The following is a 25,859-nucleotide window of genomic DNA, read 5'->3' as shown; positions in this document are numbered from 1 at the left end:
ACGGTATATAAAAAAGATTGGAGGAGGTATTTTATGGAGAAAAAGCGTTTTAAATTTGTTATTCCAGTGATGGTTATTGTAGCAATCGGCTCTGTTTATATGCTGCGTAACTATTATGCTGAAGTACCAGACGTTGAGCAATTATTAATTACGATTTGCGCAACATTAGGGTCAGGAGTGCTAGCATACTTTTTATTCCCACAGCAGGGTGAAAATAAAATTGATGACCGTGGTCCATACTAGTGTATTATGAGTCTGCTCGTTAAAACAAAAACGAGCAGACTTTTTAATTTTTAAGGTTTAAATAATTTAAACCAGCCTTTTAGCTTAAAGACAATGAGCATTAAGATTGCGGTAATAATCATAATACCAAGTACAATAAAGTAGCTATATCGCCCATGTAGCTCAGGCATATTATCAAAATTCATGCCATAAACGCCAGCAATAAATGTTAAAGGGATAAAGATTGTTGAAACAATGGTTAGTGTCATCATAATGCCGTTCATGCGACTTGAGCTCATAGCCATATAACTATCACGCATATCCGCAGTCAGCTCTCGATTAGATTCCACCATCTCTGTTAGTTTAAGTAGATGATCGTAGATATCTCCAAAATAAGCTCTCTCAGATTTATCTAGTGAAAATCGATAAGAATTCAATACCCGATATAAAAGGTCACGCATTGGTAAAATAGTACGTCTTAAATCGAGCAAGTCACTGCGGAATTCAAAGACAATCTTCATGGCATTTACATTGCTTTGATATGTAAGCTCGTCTTCAAGTGCATTTAAGTGATCCTCAATTTTATAAACAAGTGGGAAATAACTATCAACGATTTTATCGATTGTTTGATATGTTAAGTAAATTGTTCCACGTTCCCAGTTTTTTGACTGTTGTTCCATCATCTTTTGCACCTTATCGATTTCAGGAGCAGGATTTTTATGGAATGTCACAATGAATTTATTGGAAGTGAAAATATTGACCTCCTCAGCAGCTAATGTTTCTTCATTGAGTCGATGAATAACAAAAAAATGAAAGTCGTCATAAAAGTCAAGCTTTGGACGCTGTAACCGCAGTAAGCAATCTTCAATAGCGAGTGGATGGAAATGAAAGAATGTTTCTAATAATGATTCTTCCTCAATGGTAGGGCAATTAAAATCAACCCAATACCATTCAAACTCTTGTTGTCGGATGACCTCCAGCGGGAAGTCTTTAAGTAATTGTTGTTGTTTTGTAATTCCAATGGTGCGTATCACAGCATTCACCTCAAGTTTTTAACTATGAAATTTTAATGTTCCTCTTTAAAGCATACCCAACCACCAAATAAAGTAGTGGCAAAAAATCTAGAAGGTTTTGTAAAGCCTGCTTGCTGAAGCAATGTTACAATCTCTTCCTCCCTCATAAATGATAGAGCACGGATGGATTTTTCCATCTCTGCTACATCTTTGGCAGATAGCTTTGTATGCTGTAACCAATAGGCACGCCATAAATCAAATTGTAGCTCTGTTTCTACTGTACCTTGTTGTCCATACTTTGAAACAAGAACAAATGGTGCGCCAGGCTTTAAATAACGTGCTACTGCTGTTAATGTAGTTAGCTTTTCTTTATAGTCCTGAATAAAATGAAGGACGAGTACACAGCTAGCTGCATCATACTGCATGGAAGGTAATGTGGTATTGAGTATTGTACCTTGATGGAATGATATTGCATTTGATAAAGATTTCAAACGTTCCTTTGCCACATGAAGCATAGATTCAGATGGATCAATGCCAACAAAGGACCAATGAGGTCTTTGTTCAGCAAGCTGTAAAATTTCGTTGCCGCTTCCTGCTCCTACAATTAATAGCTCAGCTTTTTCAGGTAATGCAGAGTAGTAAAAGGTTTGTATTAAACGAAGCATTGCATCATAGCTTGGGAGTGTACGTCGAATCCCTTTTTCATATTCATTTGCTAATGTGCTGTTAAATTCCATTTTCTATCACTACCTCTCAAAAAAATTTTAAAATTCTTATTTAATATGAAACTATTAAGGGTATAGTTCCGTAGATAGTAGTACATAAAAACATAAATAAAGCATCAAGAAAGGATTGATATATAGTATGGAGAGTAAATGGTCTAAAGTCATCATACACGCAAGTGCATTTTTTGCGCCATGGTTAGTACCGATTATCTTTTTCCTAATTAGCTCAGATGAGGAAGTAAAGGCTATTTCCATTCAGGCATTGTTGTTCCAAATTGTGATGGCTGTGTTACTAACCATTGCTGGTGTATTAAGCTTTGTCTTAATAGGCTTACCGTTTTTAATTATTTTCGGTATTATGGTATTTATTGTACCAATTATCGGTATTGTAAAAGCCTTGTCTGATGAGCCTTGGCGTTATCCAATTGTAGGTCGTTGGGTATAATTTTTATAAGCGCAAGTATATGCTAGTTGCATATGCTTGCGTTTTTTTGATAGCCAAAAAGGGTACATTATATGTACGAATAATTGATCAAGCATATGTAATAGTAGCTAAAATTCTGCATTGTAAAGCGCTTGAGCAGCTTTTTTTATTTTCTATAGGCGAATTAATTGCAATTATTTTCAAGCGTTTTGTATAATATACTCAAAGAAAGTCAAAGATAGTCAAAGTCAGTGAAGTAAGCGAGGTGTATTCCTAAAATGCGTAATATATCAGACATCATAGAAGGTTACTTAAAGCAGGTACTTGAATTAGGTGGGGAAGGGCATATTGAAATAAAGCGTAGTGAAATTGCTGATAAATTTCAATGTGTACCATCACAAATAAATTATGTTATTAACACAAGATTTACTGCTGAGCGGGGTTACCTTGTTGAGAGCAAACGTGGTGGTGGTGGATACATTCGAATTTTACGTGTCCGTGCGAATTCACATATTGATTTGATTGACGATGTTCTTAAGCAAATTGAGGATGGAGCATCGCAAACGATGGCAGAAGATTTAATTTATCGGCTTATTGATGAGCAGGTAATTTCAAAACGAGAAGCGAAATTAATGTTAGCAGCAATTGATCGCTCAACAATTGATTTACATCTTCCGTTAAGAGATAGCATTCGGGCTAAAATCTTACGAGCGATGCTGACAACAATAAAATACGAACAACAAAAATAGTGAGGTGATGGAAATGATATGCGAACATTGTCAACAACGTAATGCAACAGTTACTGTAACACAAGTTCAAAATGGGCAAAAGGTGGAGCACCATTATTGTGACGTCTGCGCCTCACAATTCCATCCATTTCATGCAGAATTTAAACAAGAGCCTATCTCCATTCAACAGCTATTGTCTAACTGGTTTGGCTCACCGACATGGCAGAAGGTGGGGGAAAAGCAGCAGACGCCACCACCACAGCAAACTTGCCCACAATGTGGCTTTACCTATAAGCAATTTTTAAAAGAAGGTAAATTTGGCTGCCCAAGCTGTTATGACGCCTTTAACGAGCATTTACCGAAGCTTTTTAATCGTATACAGGCAGGCCCACAACATATTGGGAAAATGCCCGGCGCACATAGCAATGTATATGTTATTAAAAAGCAAATTGAAGATATTCGAAAACGGATGAAATTAGCCGTAGATGAAGAGCAATTTGAAGAGGCAGCAAAGCTTCGAGATGAAGTGAAGGAGCTTGAGAAGCAACTACAATTTGAAGGTGGTGATGTGTCATGATGATTGAATCGTTTTTAGAGCGTGCGACCCCAACGTGGATGCGTGTTGAGGACGATTATTCAGATATTGTCATTAGCACACGAATTCGCCTTGCTCGAAATTTAGATGGTTATCGCTTCCCACTTGTTTTCTCTGAGAACGAGGCATTACAGGTGGAGCAAGCAGTTACACATGCTATAAGCGATAGCTCAAATCTTCAACATGATTATGCATATTTTGCAATAAAAGATTTAACACCATTGCAACGTCAAATTCTTGTCGAGAAGCATTTAATTAGTCCACAGCTTGCTAAAAAGGAGAAGGTGGGCTCCATTCTTCTCTCTGAAGATGAATCCGTTAGCATTATGGTGAATGAAGAGGACCATTTACGCATCCAGTGTATGACAGCAAGTTTTCAGCTTCAACGTGCCTATGAACAGGCAAATAAAATTGATCGTATTTTAGAAAAATCTTTACCATATGCATTTCGAGATACCTTTGGTTATTTAACAAGCTGTCCAACCAATATTGGTACGGGGCTTCGAGCATCCGTGATGATGCATCTACCTGCGCTTACACTAACTGGGCAGATGAATCAAATTATTAATGCCATGACACGTCTAGGTATGACGGTAAGAGGCATATATGGTGAAGGAAGCGAAAATTTAGGAAATGTTTATCAAGTGTCTAACCAAATTACACTTGGCAAGACAGAAGAGGATATTTTAGCAGATATACAAAGTGTTGCTGAAAAAATTATACAAAAAGAACGGCATGCAAGAGGTAAGTTGATGGAAAAGGCAAACCTTGCCTTAGAGGATCGAGTTTATCGAGCTTTAGGAACACTTACACATGCAAGGATTTTAACAAGTGAGGAGGCAGCAACTTGTCTATCCAATGTCCGTTTAGGTGTAGATTTACAGTTGATTAAAGGGATTTCAGCAACAGCTTTAAATGAATGTGTTGTAAGTATGCAACCAGCATTTTTACAACATTATGCAGGTGAGGCACTACCACCTGCTGAACGCGACCGTGTACGAGCGAAAATGCTGCGAGAAGCACTGTTAGCTCAACAATATACGAATAAGCCTATGAATGGTGGAAAAGGAGAGGATTTATATGATGTTTAATCGTTTTACACAACGCGCGCAAAAAGTATTACAGCTTGCTCAGGAAGAGGCTATTCGTTGGAAGCACGAATCCATTGGGACAGAGCATATTTTATTGGGGCTTATACGTGAAGGCGGCGGTATTGCTGCAAAAGCGTTGGAAGCTATTGATATTAGTCCTCAAAGAATTGAAGCGGGAATTGAAGAATTAGTTGGCAAAGGTAAAGAGGATGTTGGACCGATTGTTCACTATACACCACGCGCTAAAAAGGTTATTGAACTTTCAGTTGATGAATCACGTAAATTAGGTCATTCCTATATTGGGACAGAGCATTTATTATTAGCGCTCATTCGTGAAGGCGAGGGTGTAGCAGCTCGTGTCTTAAATAATGCAGGTGTAGGCTTAAATAAAGCACGTCAGCAAGTATTATTGTTATTAGGCAATAATGATAATGCACAATCTGGACAGCAAGCGACGCAAGCAGCAAATACACCAACATTAGATAGCTTGGCACGTGATTTAACGCAAATTGCACGCGAAGGCTCTTTAGACCCTGTTATTGGCCGAAGCAAGGAAATTACACGCGTAATTGAAGTGCTATCACGCCGTACAAAAAATAACCCTGTATTAATTGGTGAGCCAGGTGTTGGTAAAACAGCTATTGCTGAAGGGCTGGCACAGCAAATTATTAATAATGAAGTGCCAGAAACTTTACGAGATAAACGTGTGATGACATTGGATATGGGGACAGTTGTTGCAGGTACAAAATATCGTGGTGAATTTGAAGACCGCTTGAAAAAAGTGATGGATGAAATTCGCCAGGCTGGCAATATTATTTTATTTATCGATGAATTGCATACATTAATTGGTGCAGGTGGTGCAGAAGGTGCAATAGATGCATCGAATATTTTAAAGCCGTCATTAGCTCGTGGTGAACTGCAATGTATCGGTGCAACAACATTAGATGAATACCGTAAATATATCGAAAAGGATGCCGCATTAGAGCGTCGTTTCCAACCAATCCAAGTGGATGAACCGTCTGTAGAAGAGGCGATTCAAATTATTCAAGGCTTACGTGATCGCTATGAGGCACATCACCGTGTGAAAATTACGGATGAAGCAATTGAAGCGGCAGCTAAAATGAGTGATCGTTATATTTCAGACCGCTTCTTACCAGATAAAGCGATTGACTTAATTGATGAGGCTGGTTCTAAAGTACGCCTACGTTCTTTTGCAGTGCCACCAAATTTAAAAGCGCTTGAAGATAAGCTTGAAAATGTTCGTTCTGAAAAGAATGCAGCCGTATCGGGTCAAGAATTTGAAAAGGCGGCAGCGTTAAGAGATACAGAGCAAAAGCTAAAAGATGAAATTGAAGCAACGCGAAAAAATTGGAAAGAAGAGCAGGGCAAAGCTGAATCACAAGTAACTGTAGATGATGTAGCGGCAGTTGTATCGATGTGGACAGGAATCCCAGTGTCGAAAATTGCCTCTGAGGAATCTTCGAAATTATTAAATCTTGAAGAAGAGTTACACAAACGTGTTGTGGGGCAAGGAGAAGCAGTAGAAGCTATTTCTCGTGCGATTCGCCGTGCAAGAGCGGGCTTAAAAGACCCTAAACGTCCAATTGGCTCATTCATCTTCTTAGGACCAACAGGGGTTGGTAAAACAGAGCTAGCAAGAGCGCTTGCTGAAGTGATGTTTGGTGATGAGGATGCAATGATTCGTGTCGATATGTCTGAATATATGGAGAAGCATTCGACTTCACGCTTAGTTGGTTCACCTCCAGGCTATGTAGGCTTTGATGATGGCGGTCAGCTAACAGAAAAAGTTCGTCGTAAACCATATTCTGTTGTATTGCTAGATGAAATTGAAAAGGCACATCCTGATGTTTTCAATATTCTATTGCAAGTGCTTGAGGATGGACGCTTAACAGATTCAAAGGGGCGTACAGTTGATTTCCGTAATACAGTGGTAATTATGACTTCAAACGTTGGTGCAGATGCATTGAAATATCAAAAGAGCCTTGGCTTCAATGTAGGCGGCACAGATACGAAGCATAAAGATATGAAGGGGACAATGCTGGAAGAGCTGAAAAAGGCATTCCGTCCAGAATTCTTAAACCGTATCGATGAGATGATTGTTTTCCACTCATTAGAAAAAGAGCATTTAAAAGAAATTATTGCAATGATGGGCAAGGCATTAACAAAACGCTTGAAAGAGCAGGATATTTCGTTAGAGCTAACAGATGCAGCGCTTGAAAAAATTGCTGAGGAAGGCTATGACCCTCAATACGGTGCTCGTCCACTACGTCGTGCATTACAAAAACAAGTAGAAGACCGATTATCGGAAGAATTACTGAAAGGTAATGTAGAAAAAGGAGATCATGTTGTTATTGACTATGTGAATAACGAGTTTATTGTTAAGAAAAAAGAAGGGGTTTCTACTTCTAAATAAATTTTCTAAGACAGTGAGGCTTTAAGTGCCAAGCTGTCTTTTTTTCTGTACAATAACTATATAAGAACAAATATTCGAGGTGAACGTAACTTGGCAAAGAAAAAAACAAAATTTGTTTGTTCAGGCTGTGGCTATGAATCTGCTAAATGGATGGGCAGATGTCCAGGCTGTGGAGAATGGAATAAGATGGTGGAAGAAGTTGAGGTTGTTGCAAAAGGGCCACGTGGGGCATTTCAGCATTCCGCTACAGTTACTCAAAAGGCAGTGCCTATTATTCAGGTTGAAGCTACTGAAGAGTCGCGTGTAGCAACGGAGATGGGGGAACTAAATCGTGTCTTAGGTGGAGGAATTGTAGCTGGCTCACTAGTATTAATTGGCGGTGACCCTGGGATTGGGAAGTCTACATTATTACTGCAAGTTTCTGCATTGCTCTCCAATAGGGAGCATCGTGTGCTTTATATTTCTGGAGAGGAATCGATTCGTCAAACAAAATTACGAGCAGAACGTTTAGGAGTAGTTTCTCAAGAGCTTTATATCTATTCTGAAACGAATCTTGAATTTTTACATCAAACGATTGATGAGGTGCAGCCGAAATTTGTTATTGTCGATTCCATACAGACGGTCTTTCATCCAGAGGTGACAAGTGCACCAGGGAGTGTGTCGCAGGTGCGTGAATGTACAGCAGAGCTTATGCGCATAGCCAAAACAAAGGGCATTGCTATCTTTTTAGTGGGACATGTGACAAAGGAGGGGCAAATTGCAGGGCCGCGAATCTTGGAGCATATGGTGGATACAGTGCTGTATTTTGAAGGGGAAAGGCATCATAATCATCGTATTTTACGAAGTCAAAAAAACCGCTTTGGCTCGACCAATGAAATTGCTATATTTGAAATGCTGCAAGGTGGTTTAAAGGAAGTGCTCAACCCTTCTGAGCTATTTTTGCAGGAGCGTTCACAAGGCGCAGCGGGCTCTACGATTGTTGCCTCAATGGAAGGAACGCGACCAATCCTTGTTGAAATTCAATCTCTAGTAACACCTACAAGCTTTAACTATCCTAAGCGTATGGCAACAGGGGTAGACCAGAATCGAGTGCAGCTATTGATGGCAGTGCTTGAAAAGCGTATGGGGCTCATGCTACAAGCCCAAGATGCATATATTAAAGTTGCTGGCGGTGTGAAATTAGATGAGCCTGCTATTGATTTAGCTGTATTAACAAGCATTGTATCTAGCTTTAAGGATCAAGCAGTAAGAGCAACAGATTGTTTTATTGGTGAGGTAGGTTTGACAGGGGAGGTGCGCCGTGTTTCGCGTATTGAACAGCGTGTTATTGAAGCGGCGAAGCTTGGCTTTAAACGAGCCTTTATTCCAGCATCTAATATCGGTGGGTGGGATTTTCCACAGGGCATTGAAATTGTAGGCGTCGAAACGATAAAGGATGCTTTAAATATGTGCTTTAGGGAGCTATAAAGAAATTATGCATGTTGGATATTATTCTAACATGTATTTTCTTTCATTTTTGACCATAAAATCGGAAACTCCAGTAAAGAACTAAGCGTCCTAGAAAATAGTATTGTGAATCTACCTGAAATAGGGCTTGGCAAATTGCATAAAGGTATTTTAATTGTTTAAAAATAATGATAATTTGCTTAGCTTATAAAGGATTTTCTACAACAAACTATGTATAATCTTAAATAACAATAGGAGGTGACAGCTTATGAAAAAATTTGTGCAAATTGCCTTTTTACTGATTGGAGGAGCATTAGGCCTTGTTTTCTTACCGCCATTATACGAATTGCTTCATTTATCATCTAATCCTTGGCTAGATAATCCTTATGTATCAGTAGCATTAGGGGCACTTTTGTTATTTACATTATCATTTGCCTTTTCTGATTATTTCGTGAAGCTCATTGGCTGGATGGAAGAGGTACTATTTAAAGTGCCAATTGGAGATTTATTATTTGGGACACTAGGTTTAATCATTGGATTAATTGTAGCTTATTTTTTAGGCTTTGCTATAGACAGTATACAAATTCCTTTTATTACAGAAATAATACCGCTTATTTTATCATTTGTATTAGGGTATTTAGGCTTCCGCATAGGTTTTAGAAAAAGAGATGAATTGATACAGCTTTTTACATTACGTGGCGCTAATACAAAGAAAAAGGCTATTGAAGAGGCTGAAGTGCCAGAAGTGAAAGGCAGCTATAAACTGCTAGATACAAGCGTTATTATCGATGGTCGCATTGCAGATATTTCGGAAACAGGCTTTATTGAGGGTATTTTAGTTGTGCCTCAGTTTGTATTAACAGAGCTACAGCATATTGCGGATTCGTCTGATACATTAAAGCGCACAAGAGGTCGTCGTGGCTTAGATATTTTAAAAAAATTACAGGATGAACGTAAGACAAAGGTTGAAATTACAGATGAAGATTTTGAGGATGTACAAGAGGTAGATTTAAAGCTAGTACGACTGGCGAAAAAAATGGGCAATGATACACAAATCGTTACAAATGATTTTAACCTTAATAAAGTGTGCGAATTACATCATGTGAAGGTATTAAATATTAATGATTTAGCAAATGCTGTAAAGCCTGTAGTTATTCCTGGTGAGGATATGCAGGTTGTCGTTATTAAAGATGGAAAAGAGCACAATCAAGGCGTTGCTTATTTAGATGATGGAACGATGATTGTTGTGGAGGGTGGACGTAGCTATATTGGACAGGCAATTACAGTAACAGTAACAAGTGTGCTGCAAACATCAGCAGGTCGAATGATATTTGCGAAGCCAAAGGACGATTAGGATGTGAAGGTATGCAATATGAAGTAGTCTTACCTGCAGCTGGCAGCGGCAAGCGTATGGGAGCAGGACAAAATAAATTATTTTTAAAGCTTTTAGAGAAGCCAATTCTTATACACACGCTAGAGGTGTTTCAGCAGGACCCTTGTTGCACAGGTATTTGGTTAGCTGTGAAACCAGAGGAGCGTGCATATATTCAAGCAATGCTACAGCAATATAGTATTACAAAGGTTAAAGGCTTACCTGATGGAGGTGCGGAGCGACAGCATTCCGTGCATTCCTGTATGAAGGAGATGGAGCAGGTTGATATTGTGCTTGTCCATGATGCAGCACGCCCTTTTATTACACATAATATTATTGCCAATCTTGTTCAAAGCGCACACATATATGGTGCAGCTATCGCAGGTGTGCGAGCAAAGGATACAATGAAAAAGGTTCGAGATGGTGTGATTGAGGAAACTGTGGATCGTGATAGTTTATGGATGATTCAAACACCACAAGCTTTCCAATACGATTTAATTGTTGAGGCAGAGGATGTTGCTGAAAAGGTTGGCTTCCTTGGTACAGACGAAGCAATGCTTGTTGAACGACTAGGATATGCAGTGCATATTGTGGAAAGTAGCTATGAAAATGTCAAAATGACAACGCAAGAGGATTTACTTTTTGGAGAGGCTATTTTGCGTAAGCGTGCTTTGGAAGTAAACAAATAATAGGTGAAGAAAATCTCATTAGCAACATTGGCTAATGAGATTTTGTCTATCAGCATATAAAAACGTTGGCTATTTGCTATCAGCTCAATTTCCTAGGGAATATGTTAAAATATGAGGGTATAATAGTGAATAAATATAAAAGTGAAAGAAGGTGAATGAAACTACGATTGAAGCAAACGAGTAGCTTATTTACGCCATTTGTTTTGCTAAAGTAGTTTCTCTAGCATATGTTTCGAATTGGACAAGGTTTTGATGTACATGCATTTGAGGAGGGGCGTCCGTTAATTATTGGAGGTATTACAATTCCTCATGAAAAAGGGCTTGTAGGGCACTCTGATGCAGATGTTTTATTACATACTGTTACGGATGCAGCGCTAGGAGCAATTGGAGAAGGAGATATTGGACGTCATTTTCCAGATACAGACCCTGCATTTAAGGATGCAGATTCAGCCAAACTATTAGAACATATTTGGCAAATTGTTGAGGATAAAGGCTATGTTCTAGGTAATGTAGATTGTACAATTATGGCGCAGCGTCCTAAAATGGCTCCATATATCGGGCAAATGCAAAATCGTATTGCGGAATTATTACATGCAGAGCCCTCACAAGTAAATGTCAAGGCGACAACAACGGAAAAATTAGGCTTTACTGGACGTGAGGAAGGTATAGCAGCAATGGCAACAATCCTTTTGATTAAGAAATAAATGTGCACGAACCTTGCTTTTATTTCCTATAACAGAATGGTAAAATAAACAAAGTCAATTTGTTGATCGAAAATTTAGGAGGCTTTTAATTATGACGAAAGAAGTTCGTGTTCGTTACGCACCATCTCCAACTGGTTATTTACATATTGGTGGGGCGCGTACAGCATTATTCAATTATTTATATGCAAAACATCATAACGGTAAATTTATTGTACGTATTGAGGATACAGATATTGAACGTAATGTAGAGGGTGGAGAAGCATCTCAGCTAGAAAACCTAAAGTGGCTAGGTATTGAATATGATGAGTCGATTGATATTGGTGGACCTTATGCACCTTACCGTCAAATGGAACGTCTTGATATTTATAGAGAGCATGCTGAAAAATTATTGGAGCAAGGCTTAGCTTATAAATGTTTCTGTTCTTCAGAAAAGCTTGAGGCATCTCGTGAAGAGCAAAAGGCTAGAGGTGTAGCAGCACCTACTTATGATGGTACATGTCGTCATTTATCAGCGGAGGAAGTTGCAGCGAAAGAGGCAGCAGGTGAGCCATATACAATTCGTATGCGTGTACCAGAAAACGTAACATATGAATTTGAAGATTTAGTGCGTGGACAAGTAGTATTTGAATCGAAGGATGTTGGTGATTGGGTACTTGTAAAAGCAAATGGTATTCCAACTTATAACTTTGCTGTTGTATTGGATGATCACTTTATGGAAATTTCCCATGTTTTCCGTGGTGAGGAGCATTTATCGAATACACCAAAGCAAATGATGATTTTTGATGCATTTGGTTGGGAATATCCAACTTTCGGGCATATGACACTAATAGTTAATGAAAACCGTAAAAAGCTATCAAAACGTGATGAATCGATTATTCAATTTGTTACACAATATAAAGATTTAGGTTATCTTCCTGAGGCAATGTTTAACTTCTTTGCACTGCTTGGCTGGTCACCAGAAGGCGAAGAGGAAATTTTCTCAAGAGAGGAATTAATTAAAATCTTTGATGAAAAACGTTTATCAAAATCACCATCTATGTTCGATAAGCAAAAGCTGACATGGATGAATAATCAATATATTAAAAAATTACCTTTAGAAGAAGTAGTAGCACTATCATTACCACATTTGCAAAAAGCAGGTTTATTGCCTGAAGAGCTTACTGCAGAGCAACGTGCATGGGCAACAGATTTAATTGCTCTTTATCACGATCAAATGAGCTTTGGTGCTGAAATTATTGAATTATCTAGCCTATTCTTCAAAGAACAGATTGAATATGATGAAGAAGCAAAAGCTGTTTTAGCAGGTGAACAAGTACCTGAGGTTATGACAGCCTTTAAGACACAGCTTGAAGCATTAGAAGAATTTACACCAGATACAGTAAAAGCTGCTATTAAAGCTGTTCAAAAAGCAACGGGTCATAAAGGTAAAAACTTATTTATGCCAATCCGTGTTGTAACAACAGGAGAAACGCATGGGCCAGAACTACCAAATGCAATTTGCTTAATTGGTAAAGAGAAAACAATTGACCGCGTTGAAAAATTTGCACAATAAAGGGAAATTTATTGACAATTTATTCGTTCGTTGTAAAATGTATTTACATTGAAAAAGCGTTGAGAAGGAGAAGTAAGTGGCGCATGTTCTAAAGAGAGGACCATCACCGGCTGAAAGTGGTCTGAACCTAGGCAAAACTGAAATGCACCTTTGAGCATAAGGCTGAACAAGTAGTAGGCTTTATCGAGTCGTTCCCGTTAAAGGACGCCCAGAGTGGAAGGCTTTTGCCTTCAATCAGAGTGGAACCACGCAAATTAGGCGTCTCTGTCATTCCTTTTAGGGAATGATGGGGGCGTTTTTTATTTTATAAATACAAGAAGGCTTAAGACGTTAACGGATAAGCTGTTTGTAGGGAAATGCCACCATGTTATAGTTGTCAGCTTTCCTGATAGAATGGGAAAGACTAGAGCATTAAAATATTTTTGAGAAGCGCATTGCTGAAGCAATTGAACGCTTACAGAAGGAGAGTGGAACACAATGAGTATTCAAATTTTCAACTCATTAACACGACAAAAGGAAACTTTTGTACCATTAGAAGAAGGCAAAGTGAAAATGTATGTTTGCGGTCCAACTGTCTATAACTATATTCATATTGGAAATTCTCGCCCTGTTATTGTCTATGATACAGTACGTCGATATTTTTTATATAAAGGCTATGATGTGAAGTTTGTATCAAATTTTACGGATGTAGATGATAAAATTATTAAAGCAGCAAATGAGTTAGGTGAGGAAGTACATGAATTAACAGAGCGCTTTATTGCTGCCTATTTTGAAGATGTCACAGCATTAGGCTGCAAAAAGGCAGATGTTCATCCACGCGTAACAGACCATATGGATGATATTATTGAATTCATTCAAGTGTTAATTGATAAAGGTTATGCCTATGAATCTGCTGGTGATGTTTATTACCGTACACGTAAATTTGATGGTTATGGTAAATTATCACATCAATCAGTGGATGATTTAAAAATTGGTGCCCGTATTGAAGCAGGTGAGAAAAAAGATGATGCATTGGATTTTGCATTATGGAAAGCGGCTAAGCCAAACGAAATTCGCTGGGAAAGCCCTTGGGGAGCTGGTCGCCCTGGCTGGCATATTGAATGCTCTGTCATGGCTCGTGAGCATTTAGGTGATACGATTGATATTCATGCTGGCGGGCAAGACTTAACCTTTCCACACCATGAAAATGAAATTGCACAATCGGAAGCACATAATGATAAAACATTTGCACGCTACTGGATGCACAATGGTTATATTAATATTGATAATGAAAAAATGTCCAAATCTCTTGGGAATTTTATTTTAGTGAATGATATTCGTAAGCAGATTGACCCACAAGTATTACGTTTCTTTATGCTTTCTGTTCATTATCGCCACCCGATTAATTTTGCAAAAGATTTGGTGGAGGCAGCAGCGGCTGGTTTAGAGCGAATTCGTACAGCCTACAACAATGTTAAACATCGTCTAACGACTACTGTCAGCTTAGGTGATCATTCAGAAGAATGGCTAAGCAAGATCGCTGAGCAAAAAGCGCTCTTTGAAGAGGCAATGGATGATGATTTTAATACAGCTAATGCTATTTCAGTATTATTTGAGCTAGCACGTATTGCTAACATTTATTTGAATGAAACAAATACTTGCAAAAAAGTATTGGAAAGCTTTATTGAAACTTTTGAGGTACTGGGTGACGTCTTAGGTATTGAATTTGCAAAAGAGGAAGAGCTATTAGACGAAGAAATTGAAGCATTACTGCAAGAGCGCGTAGAGGCACGTAAAAACCGTGATTTTGCCCGTTCTGATGAGATTCGTGACCATTTGCAAGCACAAGGTATCATTTTAGAAGATACACGACAAGGAACTAGATGGAAACGAGGGTAAGTAAGTTGGATAAACTTCGTAATGAAGATATTAAGCAATTAAATGCACTGGCATTAGCCTATATGGGTGATGCCGTATTGGAGCAGAAGGTACGCGAACATTTGCTACGCTCAGGTCGAGTTAAACCAAATACGCTTCATCGAGAAGCGACTCACTATGTATCAGCAAAAGCACAGTCTATGGTTGTTCATCGTATGATGGATGAAAATTATTTAACAGAGGAGGAGTTGGCTGTGTTCCGCCGTGGACGCAATGCTAAGTCCGGCTCTGTCCCAAAAAATACAGATGTTCAAACTTATCGTAATAGCTCAGGCTTTGAGGCGATACTTGGGAATTTATATTTATTAAATGAACTAGAACGCGTTTATGAAATTATTGCATACGCTATTCAAATAGTCGAGGAATCGAAAGGAGTGTTGAAATAATGGTAGAACAAAATGGCGAAATAATTGCTGGTAAAAATCCAGTGCTAGAAGCACTTCGTTCAGGTCGCGATATGAATAAAGTATGGATTGCAGAAGGCGTGAAAAAATCTGGTATCAATGAATTGCTAGATTTAGCACGCGAACGAGGTATTGTTGTTCAATTTGTGCCGAAAAAGAAAGTTGATCAATTATCGAGTGCTAATCACCAAGGAATCGTTGCTGCTGTTGCTGCATATAAATATGCTGAGCTTGAGGATTTATTTGCAGCAGCGGCAAAAAAACAGGAAGACCCATTTTTCCTAATCTTAGATGAGCTTGAAGACCCACATAATCTAGGGTCTATTATGAGAACGGCTGATGCTATTGGTGTACATGGTATTATTATTCCGAAGCGCCGTTCTGTTAGCTTAACGGCTGTGGTAGCAAAGGCTTCAACAGGTGCTATTGAACATGTTCCTGTTGTGCGTGTAAATAATCTTGCTCAAACAGTTGATGAATTAAAAGAACGAGGTATATGGATTGCTGGTACTGATGCAAAAGGCTCTGTCGACTATCGAAAAATGGATGCAACATTACCATTAGCGATTATTATCGGTAGTGAAGGTAAAGGAATGGGGCGCTTATTAAAAGAGAAGTGTGATTTTTTATATCATTTACCAATGATAGGGCATGTTACATCGTTAAACGCATCAGTAGCTGCCGCACTTTTAATGTATGAAGTGTATCGTAAGCGTCAAGAAGCGAATGAGTAACAATGAAAAACATTTTGCTTGTTGATGGCTATAATATGATTGGGTCTTGGAAAGAATTACGACCATTGCGTGATGCTAATTTTGAGGATGCGCGTAGAAGGTTGATTGAACTGATGGCTGAATATAAAGCAGCTATGGGTTGGCGTGTAATTGTTGTTTTTGATGCACATCTTGTACCAGGCATTGAGCAATCTTATATAGAAAATGATGTAGAAGTCATTTATACTCGAAAAAACGAAACAGCAGATGAGCGCATTGAAAAAATGACACAAGAACTAAAAGCAAGAAATGTCCAAATTCATGTAGCGACATCTGATATGGCAGAGCAAAGTGTGATTTTTGGTAATGGTGCTCTACGAAAGTCAGCTAGAGAGCTAGAAATTGAAACAAATATTATTCAACATAAAATTTCGCATGATGTAAAGCGTAAACATGAAAGCAAGCCACCTTCTCGCATTGAATTAAAGCCAGATGTTGCATTAGCTTTTGAAAAATGGCGAAGAGGTTTGAAATGATTGATTGACGCATATTTTCCAATTCCGTTATACTGTTCCTAATTATCTGTTGTAACTGAGGTGATACCATGTTTAAAAATAGCATTGTACAAGTGACACAAGATTTTGAACGATTCAATGATGAAGAACTTATTGAAATGGTGCATCAAGGTAATACAGATGCGTTGGATTACTTAATTACAAAATACCGTCTGTTAGTAAGAGCAAAAGCAAGGTCCTATTTCTTAATCGGAGCAGATAAGGAAGATATTGTACAGGAGGGCATGATCGGTTTATATAAAGCAATTCGTGATTTTAAGGGAGATAAGCTGGCGTCCTTTAGAGCTTTTGCAGAGCTATGTATTACAAGACAAATTATTACAGCTATTAAAACAGCGACTAGACAAAAGCATATACCACTTAATTCCTATATCTCCTTAGACAAGCCTATATTTGATGAAGAGTCTGATCGAACGCTAATGGATGTATTAACAGGCGCTATTATGGATGATCCAGAAGAATTAATGATTCATAGAGAAGAGTTTGGGTACTTAGAAGAAAAGATGAGTGAAATTTTAAGTGAATTAGAGCTCCAAGTTTTAGCCTTATATCTAGATGGTCAATCCTATCATGAAATTTCTGCAAAACTAAATCGTCATGTGAAATCTATCGATAATGCATTGCAGCGGGTAAAGCGGAAATTAGAACGACATTTAGTTCTTGAAGAAATGTTTTAGTGGATATAGGCCTTTATTGACATTGACAAATATAGGTGTTAGTCTTAAAAAGATAAAGTGCCGAAAAAGGTGATTGTATGGCAAAAAAAGTCGTGCTAAATTGTGAAAAATGCGGATCAAGAAATTATACATTTCAGGCTAAAGAAGGTTCCACTATACGCCTTGAATTAAAGAAATTTTGTACGCATTGCAATAAACATACAGTGCATAAACAAACACTATAAGAATGATATGGAAATAGACAGATATAATTATTTGGAGGTTAGGCTAGAATGGGCAAGATCAAAGGCTTTTTAAGCAGTGTAATGTCAGAAATGCGCAAAACAAGCTGGCCAAAAAGTAAAGAGCTAACGAAATATACAGTCGTTGTAATTTCAACTGTTGTCATTATGGCTCTGTTTTTTGTGCTAGTTGACCTAGGTATTTCATCATTATTCCGCTGGTACTTAGATTTATAAATTTTAGTAAATAGATGTTAATATTCTTGAAATAGCCCGTCCAATGCAATAACGGGTTTTTTCGTTTGTTTTATCTTCATTCAACCGTGAGTCCCCTCTTTAAAATGGGTAGGTGAAATGAATGGAGTGAAGGGCAGTAATCTATTCTCGTTTAGGATAAAGATGCTATGGACAGAGTATGGGCGTAGTAAGAGATGACGATGCTAGACTTGGTATATATCATTAATTTATCTTAAATGAGATATTTGTGGAAAAGGGTAAGAGTGCGCTTAGCATATCACAATTCATTTTCACTTTTATTTGTAAGGGAGGGACGGACGACAAGTCCTAATGATTATGGAGAAAAATTGGTATGTTGTTCATACGTATTCAGGGTATGAAAACCGTGTAAAGGCAAACCTAGAGAAACGTGTAGAAACAATGGGCATGCAAGACAAAATCTTTCGTGTAATTGTTCCTGAGCATGAGGAAACAGAAATGAAAGATGGGAAAAAACGTACAATGATGCGTAAAGTTTTCCCAGGTTATGTGTTAGTAGAGTTAATTATGACTGATGATTCTTGGTATGTAGTACGTAATACACCAGGTGTAACAGGCTTTATCGGTTCGTCTGGTGGAGGAGCGAAGCCAACACCTTTACTTCCTGAAGAAGCAGATCGTCTATTACAGCAAATGGGTATGACGGATAAGGTTGTAGAAGTGGATATTACTGTTGGTGAGGCTGTTGAAGTATTAGAGGGGCCGTTTGCTCATTTCCAAGGTCGTGTTGAAGAGATTGATACAGAAAAAGGTAAAGTAAAAGTAACAGTCGATATGTTTGGCCGTGAAACAATTATGGAACTAGACTTTGAACAAATTCAAAAATTATAGTTCTAGTAACAGAAGCATGATTGCCAGCTAGTAGATATTTCGCAGATTTTGTTAATTACTACTTGCTTAAAGATTTTAAAAGTGTTATCATTTCATAGGTCAGACTGTCATACTTTACTATGACGTCTGTAATGATAATTTTAATGTTATCGGCATTAGCTGACAGACAGATATTGAGTGGGAGGGGCAACCCAATTACCACATCACGGACTTAAGGAGGTGTGTCTCGTGGCTAAAAAAGTTATTAAAGTTGTAAAACTTCAAATCCCTGCTGGTAAAGCTAACCCAGCTCCACCGGTTGGTCCTGCACTAGGTCAAGCGGGTGTGAACATCATGGGATTCTGTAAAGAATTTAACGCACGTACTGCTGATCAAGCTGGTCTTATTATTCCAGTTGAAATTTCAGTATTTGAAGATCGTTCTTTCACTTTCATTACAAAAACTCCACCTGCAGCAGTTCTACTTAAAGTAGCGGCTGGTATCCAATCTGGATCAGGTGAACCAAACCGTAAAAAAGTGGCAACGGTTAAACGTGACAAAGTTCGCGAAATCGCTGAAACTAAAATGCCAGACCTTAACGCTGCTTCAGTGGAAGCTGCTATGTTAATGGTTGAAGGTACTGCACGAAGCATGGGTATTGTTATCGAAGACTAATCCCATTTACTTGATGTTTTGTTTTTTGGAAGGTTGCGAAGTTTCTTTATGAACACGCAACCTTTATTCGTGGGAGGTAAAATCCGCTATAACCACAATCAAGGAGGAAATATATAATGGCTAAAAAAGGTAAAAAACTGCAAGATGCAGCAAAATTAATTGATCGTAATGCACTATATGGTGCACAAGAAGCAATCGAACTTGCTCAAAAAACTAGCACAGTAAACTTTGACGCTACTGTAGAAGTTGCTTTCCGTTTAGGTATTGATACTCGTAAAAACGACCAACAAATCCGTGGTGCAGTAGTGCTACCAAACGGTACTGGTAAAACTCAACGCGTATTAGTATTCGCAAAAGGTGAAAAACTTAAAGAAGCAGAAGCAGCTGGTGCTGATTATGTAGGCGATGCAGAATACATCCAAAAAATCCAACAAGGTTGGTTCGATTTCGATGTAATCGTAGCAACTCCTGACATGATGGGTGAAGTTGGTAAACTTGGTCGTGTATTAGGACCTAAAGGTTTAATGCCAAACCCTAAAACTGGCACAGTTACTTTTGATGTAACAAAAGCTATCGAAGAAATCAAAGCTGGTAAAGTAGAATACCGTGCTGATAAAGCTGGTATCATCCACGCTCCTATCGGTAAAGTTTCTTTCCCAGCAGAAAAATTAGTAGAGAACTTCTTAGCTGTTTTTGATGTAGTACAAAAAGCAAAACCTGCAGCAGCTAAAGGTACTTACATGAAATCTGTAAATATTACAACTACAATGGGCCCAGCTGTTAAAGTTGACGCTGCTAACGTAGTAGTAAAATAATTTATATATGTTGACGGCAGTAATTGTATGTGATATTATAGTTGCTGTTGTGAATTATCCATTTGTACCGTAGACAGTAGGAGTGACTTGTCACTTAATGTTCCTACCGAGGACATCGGAATTCAGATTCTTATTTAAAGATGATGACTTTCAGCCTCTGTGTCTATTTGACTCAGGGGCTTTTCTTTTGTCGGTATAAATGACCCATTCTAATAGGAGGTGTCATCATGAGCAAAGCAATCGAAAACAAACAAGTACAAGTTCAAGAGATTACTGAGAAATTCCAAAACGCTTCTTCTGTAGTAGTTGTGGATTACCGTGGTCTTAATGTTGCACAAGTAACTGAGCTTCGTAAACAACTTCGTGAAGCTGGCGTTGAGTTCAAAGTTTACAAAAATACTTTAACTCGTCGTGCTGCTGAAGCTGCTGGTCTTGAAGGAATCAATGAAGTATTAGTTGGTCCTAACGCAATTGCGTTCTCAAACGAAGATGTTATAGCGCCTGCTAAAATCATCAACGAGTTCGCTAAGAAAAACGAAGCTTTAGAAATTAAAGCTGGTATTATTGAAGGTACGGTTTCTTCTGTTGAAGATGTTAAAGCACTTGCAGAACTTCCATCACGCGAAGGTCTACTTTCTATGCTTTTATCTGTACTTCAAGCTCCTGTGCGTAACTTCGCACTTGCAACAAAAGCTGTTGCAGAACAAAAAGAAGAGCAAGGTGCGTAATTTAATACGTACTGAAACTTCTGTGGTATGATCCACTAAAAATAAAACATTATCCAATTAGGAGGAAATTATAATGAATAAAGAGCAAATCTTAGAAGCTATCAAAGCTATGACAGTTCTTGAATTAAACGATTTAGTAAAAGCTATCGAAGAAGAATTCGGTGTAACAGCTGCAGCTCCTGTAGCAGTAGTTGCTGGCGGTGCTGCTGGCGGCGCTGAAGAAAAATCAGAGTTCGACGTAGTATTAGCATCTGCTGGTGCAGAAAAAATTAAAGTAATCAAAGTGGTTCGTGAAATCACTGGTTTAGGTCTTAAAGAAGCTAAAGAAGTTGTAGATAACGCTCCTAAAGCTCTTAAAGAAGGTATTTCTAAAGATGAAGCTGAAGAAATCAAAGCTAAGCTTGAAGAAGTTGGCGCATCTGTAGAAGTTAAGTAATCTCGCCATTACTTTTTTTACAAAAGGAAAGCTCGTCATTTTGGCGGGCTTTTTTCTTCATTCTGAGGAGGCATGAAAATGTCAGATCATTATTATACAAGTAAGCCTCAAACTGAGAGTAAACCTCGTCACTGGACATTCAAGTTACTAGGGCATACGTTTTCGTTTGAAACGGATGCAGGTGTATTTAGTAAAAGCGAAGTAGATTTTGGATCCCGTGTTTTAATTGACACTTTTCAAATGCCTAATATTGATGGTGCAATTTTTGATGTGGGTTGTGGATATGGGCCGATAGGATTATCGATTGCTAAAACAAATCCAGACCGTACCGTTTTTATGATGGATATAAATGAACGTGCAGTTGCGCTTTCGCAAAAAAACGCGCAAGTAAACGGTGTTCAAAATGTGCGAATATTTGTGAGTGACGGCCTATCGATGGTTGATAAAGGTGTAAAAGCTGCAGCTATCTTAACGAATCCACCAATTCGTGCAGGGAAGGAAACAATTTTCCGTTTTTATGATGGAGCCTATGATTATTTAGTGTCATCTGGTGAGCTTTGGGTAGTTATTCAGAAGAAGCAAGGAGCACCATCGACAGTAAGTTACTTAGAAGAAAAATTTTCAGAAGTCGATGTTGTGGAGAAGAAAAAAGGGTACTGGATAGTACGTGCAAAAAAATAAATGAAATATGTATAATTTATTGACTTGACAATTCGGCTATGGTAGTATGGTAAAATGCAAAAATATTATTTTGAGGTCGTATGCCCTTTTTGTATAGAAAGGTTTTAATATGGGTATACTTGCCAAGATAAGTTTAGTTAACCGAAAATGAGATCTTTTTGAAGACTCGTTTTCTTTTTGTCTTTCGAAATCATACACTATTTGTATGATTTTGCAAAGACCTAATATCGCTTTATTGAGGGGTGAATGAGTTGACAGGTCAACTAGTTCAGTACGGACAACACCGCCAGCGTAGAAGCTTTGCGCGTATTAAAGAGGTGCTTGAGCTTCCAAATCTGATTGAGATTCAAACGGCGTCTTACGAGTGGTTCCTTGAAGAAGGTTTACGTGAAATGTTCCGTGACATTTCGCCGATCGAGGACTTTACAGGTAATCTTTCATTAGAATTCATCGATTATTCATTAGGTGAGCCTAAATATGATGTCGATGAATGTAAAGAGCGAGATGTTACTTACGCAGCTCCATTACGTGTGAAAGTGCGTCTTTATAACAAAGAAACAGACGAAGTGAAAGAACAAGATGTCTTTATGGGTGATTTCCCATTAATGACAGAAACGGGTACGTTCATTATTAACGGTGCTGAACGTGTTATTGTTTCACAATTAGTTCGTTCACCGAGTGTATATTTCCATGATAAAACTGATAAAAACGGTAAAAAAGGTTTTGGTGCTACAGTTATTCCAAACCGTGGTGCATGGCTGGAGTATGAAACTGATGCTAAGGATGTAGTGTATGTACGTATTGATCGTACACGTAAGCTACCTGTAACAGTGTTACTTCGTGCATTAGGCTTTGGCTCAGACCAAGAGATTATCAATATTATTGGTGATAACGAATATTTACGTAATACGTTAGAAAAGGATAACTCTGAAAGTACAGAAAAAGCACTTTTAGAAATTTATGAGCGTTTACGTCCAGGTGAGCCACCAACAGTTGAAAGTGCGAAGAGCTTATTATACTCTCGTTTCTTCGATGCAAAACGCTATGATTTAGCGAATGTTGGTCGCTACAAAATGAACAAAAAGCTTCACATTAAAAATCGTTTATTCAACCAAACGATTGCTGAAACGCTTGTAGACCCAGAAACAGGCGAAATTTTAGTAGAGAAAGGTACAGTGCTTGACCGCCGTACTTTAGATAAAATTCTACCTTACCTTGAAGATGCGTCAAAAGGTATTGGTTACCGTACTTTATCGCAAGTTGGTGGAGTGCTTGAGGATGATGTAACCATCCAATCTATTAAGATTTATGCACCAAATGATGAAGCACAAAAAGAAATTAACATTATTGGCAATGCGTACATTGATGAAGAAGTGAAGAATATTACACCTGCCGATGTTTTAGCTTCAGTAAGCTATTTCTTCAACTTACTTTACCATGTAGGTTCAACAGATGATATTGACCATTTAGGTAACCGCCGTCTACGCTCTGTTGGTGAGTTATTACAAAACCAATTCCGTATCGGGCTATCTCGTATGGAACGTGTAGTACGTGAGCGTATGTCTATTAACGATACAGCATCTATTGTGCCACAACAATTGATTAATATTCGTCCTGTAATTGCGTCAATTAAAGAGTTCTTTGGCAGCTCTCAATTATCACAATTCATGGACCAAACAAACCCATTAGCAGAGCTAACACATAAACGTCGTTTATCTGCTTTAGGACCTGGTGGCTTAACACGTGAGCGTGCTGGCTTCGAAGTACGTGATGTTCACTATTCTCACTACGGTCGTATGTGTCCAATTGAAACGCCAGAGGGACCGAACATTGGTTTAATTAACTCATTATCTTCATTCGCAAAAGTAAATAAATTTGGATTTATTGAAACGCCTTATCGTCGTATTGACCACGAAACAGGCAAAGTAACAGATCAAATTGATTACTTAACAGCTGACGAAGAAGATAATTACTATGTAGCACAAGCAAACTCACCATTAAATCCAGATGGTACATTTGCAAATGATGAAGTAGTAGGCCGTTTCCGTGGAGATAACACAGTATTCAATAAAGCTCAAATGGACTATATGGACGTTTCTCCTAAACAAGTAGTTTCTGCAGCGACTGCATGTATTCCATTCTTAGAAAATGATGACTCTAACCGTGCACTTATGGGTGCCAACATGCAACGTCAAGCAGTTCCACTTCTTAACCCTGAAGCACCTTTTGTTGGTACAGGTATGGAGCATGTTGATGCACGTGACTCAGGTGCGGCTGTAGTAGCGAAGTATGAAGGAATTGTTGAGCATGTTGAAGCTCGCTCTATTCATGTTCGTCGCATTGAAGTTGTGGATGGTAAAGAGGTTAAAGGCGATTTAACAAAATACAAATTACAGAAATTCATTCGTTCTAACCAAGGTACTTCATATAACCAACGCCCACTTGTAAAAGTTGGTGAGCGTGTGAAGCCTCGTGATATTTTAGCAGACGGTCCATCAATGGAAAAAGGTGAGCTAGCTCTTGGACGTAACGTTTTAGTTGCATTCATGACTTGGAACGGCTTTAACTATGAGGATGCTGTTATCATGAGTGAGCGCCTTGTAAAAGATGATGTTTATACATCTGTTCATATTGAAGAATATGAGTCTGAATCTCGTGATACAAAGCTAGGGCCTGAGGAAATCACTCGCGATATTCCAAACGTTGGGGAAGATGCACTTCGCAACTTAGACGAACGTGGTATTATCCGCATTGGTGCGGAAGTACGTGATGGCGATATTCTAGTAGGTAAAGTAACACCTAAAGGGGTTACAGAATTAACAGCTGAGGAGCGCTTACTACACGCAATCTTTGGTGAAAAGGCTCGTGAGGTTCGTGATACTTCATTACGTGTACCACACGGTGCTGGCGGTATTATTCTAGACGTCAAAGTATTTAACCGTGAAGATGGCGATGAATTGCCACCGGGTGTTAACCAATTAGTTCGCGTTTATATTGTTCAAAAGCGTAAAATTCGTGTTGGGGACAAAATGGCTGGACGTCATGGTAACAAAGGGGTTATTTCTCGTATCTTACCGGAAGAGGATATGCCATTTATGCCAGATGGCACGCCTGTTGATATTATGTTAAATCCACTAGGTGTACCTTCTCGTATGAATATCGGACAAGTTTTAGAGTTACATTTAGGTATGGCTTCTCGTTACCTAGGCGTTCATATGGCAACACCAGTATTTGATGGTGCTAATGAAGAAGATGTTTGGGAAACAATGGAAGAAGCAGGGATGAACCGTGATGGTAAAACAATCCTGTACGATGGACGCTCTGGTGAGCCATTTGATAACCGTGTATCTGTAGGTGTCATGTATATGATCAAACTTGCGCATATGGTTGATGATAAGCTACATGCACGTTCAACTGGTCCATACTCACTAGTTACGCAACAACCACTTGGTGGTAAAGCGCAATTTGGTGGACAACGTTTTGGTGAGATGGAGGTATGGGCACTTGAAGCATATGGTGCTGCTTATACACTTCAAGAAATCTTAACAGTTAAATCCGATGACGTTGTTGGTCGTGTAAAAACATATGAAGCCATCGTCAAAGGTGAAAGTGTACCAGAGCCAGGTGTTCCAGAATCCTTCAAAGTATTGATTAAAGAACTTCAATCTCTTGGTATGGATGTTAAGATGTTAACAGTTAATGATGAAGAGGTAGAGCTTCGCGATTTAGATGAAGAAGAAGATCTTCAACCTGCTGATGCACTTAATATTGCACCACAGCCAGATACAGAAGAAGAGCCAGTAGAGTCTTTTGAATAATGGATAACCAATATTCACAGTTGTGAATATGGCAAAACTTATTTTTCAAATTAGCCGGGCAGGATTTAATGCCCTGCCTGGCTTTTTCTTTCAATACACTATTCTATTTTTAATCCTT

The 25,859-nt window shown here is 38.5% G+C and carries 27 protein-coding genes and 2 other annotated features; of the genes, 25 read left to right on the top strand and 2 right to left on the bottom strand.

Translation table 11 applies throughout. The features are described 5' to 3' along the window. Window positions 1-33: 33 nt before the first annotated feature. A complete protein-coding gene (locus tag MHB42_RS19830; protein ID WP_340808338.1) occupies window positions 34-243 on the top strand; it encodes a hypothetical protein in 210 nt (69 codons plus the stop codon). A 50-nt stretch (window positions 244-293) separates the two neighbouring features. On the opposite strand, the gene corA is transcribed toward MHB42_RS19830, so the two are convergent. Both corA and MHB42_RS19820 read right to left on the bottom strand, forming a co-directional pair. Beyond that, entirely contained in the window at window positions 294-1,256 is a 963-nt protein-coding gene (gene corA, locus MHB42_RS19825) for a magnesium/cobalt transporter CorA (protein WP_340808650.1), read from the bottom strand. Window positions 1,257-1,288: 32 nt separating this feature from the next. Continuing rightward, entirely contained in the window at window positions 1,289-1,972 is a 684-nt protein-coding gene (locus MHB42_RS19820; RefSeq protein WP_340808335.1) for a class I SAM-dependent methyltransferase, read from the bottom strand. Between the two features lie 127 nt (window positions 1,973-2,099). On the opposite strand from MHB42_RS19820, the gene MHB42_RS19815 reads away from it, so the two are divergent. From MHB42_RS19815 to rpoB, 24 genes are all read left to right on the top strand, one after another. Further along, window positions 2,100-2,405: a DUF4870 domain-containing protein gene (locus MHB42_RS19815; RefSeq protein WP_340808332.1), complete on the top strand. Its 306-nt coding sequence runs from the start codon at window positions 2,100-2,102 to the stop codon at window positions 2,403-2,405. Between the two features lie 257 nt (window positions 2,406-2,662). Then, on the top strand, window positions 2,663-3,133 hold the full coding sequence (locus tag MHB42_RS19810) for a CtsR family transcriptional regulator (RefSeq protein WP_340808331.1): 471 nt from the start codon (window positions 2,663-2,665) through the stop codon (window positions 3,131-3,133). 13 nt (window positions 3,134-3,146) lie between these two features. Next, complete coding sequence (locus tag MHB42_RS19805) at window positions 3,147-3,689, top strand: UvrB/UvrC motif-containing protein (protein ID WP_340808329.1); 543 nt, start codon at window positions 3,147-3,149, stop codon at window positions 3,687-3,689. After that, window positions 3,686-4,798 carry a protein arginine kinase gene (locus MHB42_RS19800; protein WP_340808327.1) on the top strand — a complete coding sequence of 371 codons (1,113 nt, stop codon included), beginning with the start codon at window positions 3,686-3,688 and terminating at the stop codon, window positions 4,796-4,798. Before MHB42_RS19805 ends, MHB42_RS19800 begins: the two co-directional genes overlap by 4 nt. Beyond that, entirely contained in the window at window positions 4,788-7,232 is a 2,445-nt protein-coding gene (locus MHB42_RS19795; RefSeq protein ID WP_340808325.1) for an ATP-dependent Clp protease ATP-binding subunit, read from the top strand. Before MHB42_RS19800 ends, MHB42_RS19795 begins: the two co-directional genes overlap by 11 nt. Window positions 7,233-7,322: 90 nt before the next feature. After that, window positions 7,323-8,699: a DNA repair protein RadA gene (gene radA, locus MHB42_RS19790; protein ID WP_340808324.1), complete on the top strand. Its 1,377-nt coding sequence runs from the start codon at window positions 7,323-7,325 to the stop codon at window positions 8,697-8,699. A gap of 247 nt (window positions 8,700-8,946) precedes the next feature. Further along, window positions 8,947-10,032, top strand: a complete 1,086-nt coding sequence (locus MHB42_RS19785) for a PIN/TRAM domain-containing protein (protein WP_340808322.1) — start codon at window positions 8,947-8,949, stop codon at window positions 10,030-10,032. An 11-nt stretch (window positions 10,033-10,043) separates the two neighbouring features. Further along, window positions 10,044-10,739, top strand: coding sequence for a 2-C-methyl-D-erythritol 4-phosphate cytidylyltransferase (gene ispD, locus MHB42_RS19780; RefSeq protein ID WP_340808320.1), 696 nt, complete (start codon window positions 10,044-10,046; stop codon window positions 10,737-10,739). Window positions 10,740-10,966: 227 nt separating this feature from the next. Then, window positions 10,967-11,443, top strand: a complete 477-nt coding sequence (gene ispF / locus MHB42_RS19775) for a 2-C-methyl-D-erythritol 2,4-cyclodiphosphate synthase (RefSeq protein WP_340808318.1) — start codon at window positions 10,967-10,969, stop codon at window positions 11,441-11,443. 91 nt (window positions 11,444-11,534) lie between these two features. Next, a complete protein-coding gene (gene gltX / locus MHB42_RS19770) occupies window positions 11,535-12,995 on the top strand; it encodes a glutamate--tRNA ligase (RefSeq protein ID WP_340808317.1) in 1,461 nt (486 codons plus the stop codon). A gap of 50 nt (window positions 12,996-13,045) precedes the next feature. Beyond that, window positions 13,046-13,264, top strand: a binding site (T-box leader). Window positions 13,265-13,472: 208 nt separating this feature from the next. Then, window positions 13,473-14,873: a cysteine--tRNA ligase gene (gene cysS, locus MHB42_RS19765; RefSeq protein WP_340808316.1), complete on the top strand. Its 1,401-nt coding sequence runs from the start codon at window positions 13,473-13,475 to the stop codon at window positions 14,871-14,873. A 5-nt stretch (window positions 14,874-14,878) separates the two neighbouring features. Next, window positions 14,879-15,298, top strand: coding sequence for a Mini-ribonuclease 3 (locus MHB42_RS19760; RefSeq protein ID WP_340808314.1), 420 nt, complete (start codon window positions 14,879-14,881; stop codon window positions 15,296-15,298). After that, complete coding sequence (gene rlmB, locus MHB42_RS19755) at window positions 15,298-16,050, top strand: 23S rRNA (guanosine(2251)-2'-O)-methyltransferase RlmB (RefSeq protein WP_340808312.1); 753 nt, start codon at window positions 15,298-15,300, stop codon at window positions 16,048-16,050. Before MHB42_RS19760 ends, rlmB begins: the two co-directional genes overlap by 1 nt. A gap of 2 nt (window positions 16,051-16,052) precedes the next feature. Next, window positions 16,053-16,565 (top strand): NYN domain-containing protein, encoded by a 513-nt coding sequence (locus MHB42_RS19750; RefSeq protein ID WP_340808309.1) that lies wholly within the window; start codon window positions 16,053-16,055, stop codon window positions 16,563-16,565. 68 nt (window positions 16,566-16,633) lie between these two features. After that, window positions 16,634-17,281: an RNA polymerase sporulation sigma factor SigH gene (sigH, locus tag MHB42_RS19745; protein ID WP_340808307.1), complete on the top strand. Its 648-nt coding sequence runs from the start codon at window positions 16,634-16,636 to the stop codon at window positions 17,279-17,281. Window positions 17,282-17,358: 77 nt separating this feature from the next. Beyond that, window positions 17,359-17,505: a 50S ribosomal protein L33 gene (gene rpmG, locus MHB42_RS19740; RefSeq protein WP_340808305.1), complete on the top strand. Its 147-nt coding sequence runs from the start codon at window positions 17,359-17,361 to the stop codon at window positions 17,503-17,505. A gap of 48 nt (window positions 17,506-17,553) precedes the next feature. Next, complete coding sequence (gene secE / locus MHB42_RS19735; RefSeq protein WP_340808303.1) at window positions 17,554-17,739, top strand: preprotein translocase subunit SecE; 186 nt, start codon at window positions 17,554-17,556, stop codon at window positions 17,737-17,739. A gap of 336 nt (window positions 17,740-18,075) precedes the next feature. Next, on the top strand, window positions 18,076-18,609 hold the full coding sequence (gene nusG / locus MHB42_RS19730; RefSeq protein WP_274794964.1) for a transcription termination/antitermination protein NusG: 534 nt from the start codon (window positions 18,076-18,078) through the stop codon (window positions 18,607-18,609). Between the two features lie 228 nt (window positions 18,610-18,837). Continuing rightward, a complete protein-coding gene (rplK, locus tag MHB42_RS19725) occupies window positions 18,838-19,263 on the top strand; it encodes a 50S ribosomal protein L11 (RefSeq protein ID WP_004233593.1) in 426 nt (141 codons plus the stop codon). Between the two features lie 116 nt (window positions 19,264-19,379). Next, complete coding sequence (gene rplA, locus MHB42_RS19720; RefSeq protein ID WP_340808298.1) at window positions 19,380-20,078, top strand: 50S ribosomal protein L1; 699 nt, start codon at window positions 19,380-19,382, stop codon at window positions 20,076-20,078. A gap of 49 nt (window positions 20,079-20,127) precedes the next feature. Beyond that, window positions 20,128-20,273 (top strand) — a sequence feature (ribosomal protein L10 leader region). A 32-nt stretch (window positions 20,274-20,305) separates the two neighbouring features. Continuing rightward, complete coding sequence (gene rplJ / locus MHB42_RS19715; protein WP_340808296.1) at window positions 20,306-20,806, top strand: 50S ribosomal protein L10; 501 nt, start codon at window positions 20,306-20,308, stop codon at window positions 20,804-20,806. Between the two features lie 73 nt (window positions 20,807-20,879). Further along, on the top strand, window positions 20,880-21,242 hold the full coding sequence (gene rplL, locus MHB42_RS19710) for a 50S ribosomal protein L7/L12 (RefSeq protein ID WP_340808295.1): 363 nt from the start codon (window positions 20,880-20,882) through the stop codon (window positions 21,240-21,242). Window positions 21,243-21,320: 78 nt separating this feature from the next. Next, window positions 21,321-21,923, top strand: coding sequence for a class I SAM-dependent methyltransferase (locus MHB42_RS19705; protein ID WP_340808293.1), 603 nt, complete (start codon window positions 21,321-21,323; stop codon window positions 21,921-21,923). Window positions 21,924-22,165: 242 nt separating this feature from the next. Further along, window positions 22,166-25,741, top strand: a complete 3,576-nt coding sequence (rpoB, locus tag MHB42_RS19700) for a DNA-directed RNA polymerase subunit beta (RefSeq protein ID WP_340808291.1) — start codon at window positions 22,166-22,168, stop codon at window positions 25,739-25,741. The last annotated feature ends 118 nt before the right edge of the window (window positions 25,742-25,859 follow it).

The organism is Lysinibacillus sp. FSL K6-0232 (genome assembly GCF_038008325.1).
Classification (GTDB): domain Bacteria; phylum Bacillota; class Bacilli; order Bacillales_A; family Planococcaceae; genus Lysinibacillus.
The sequence above is the reverse complement of the archived record's forward strand: the minus strand, read 5'-3'. Positions and strand labels throughout refer to the sequence as shown.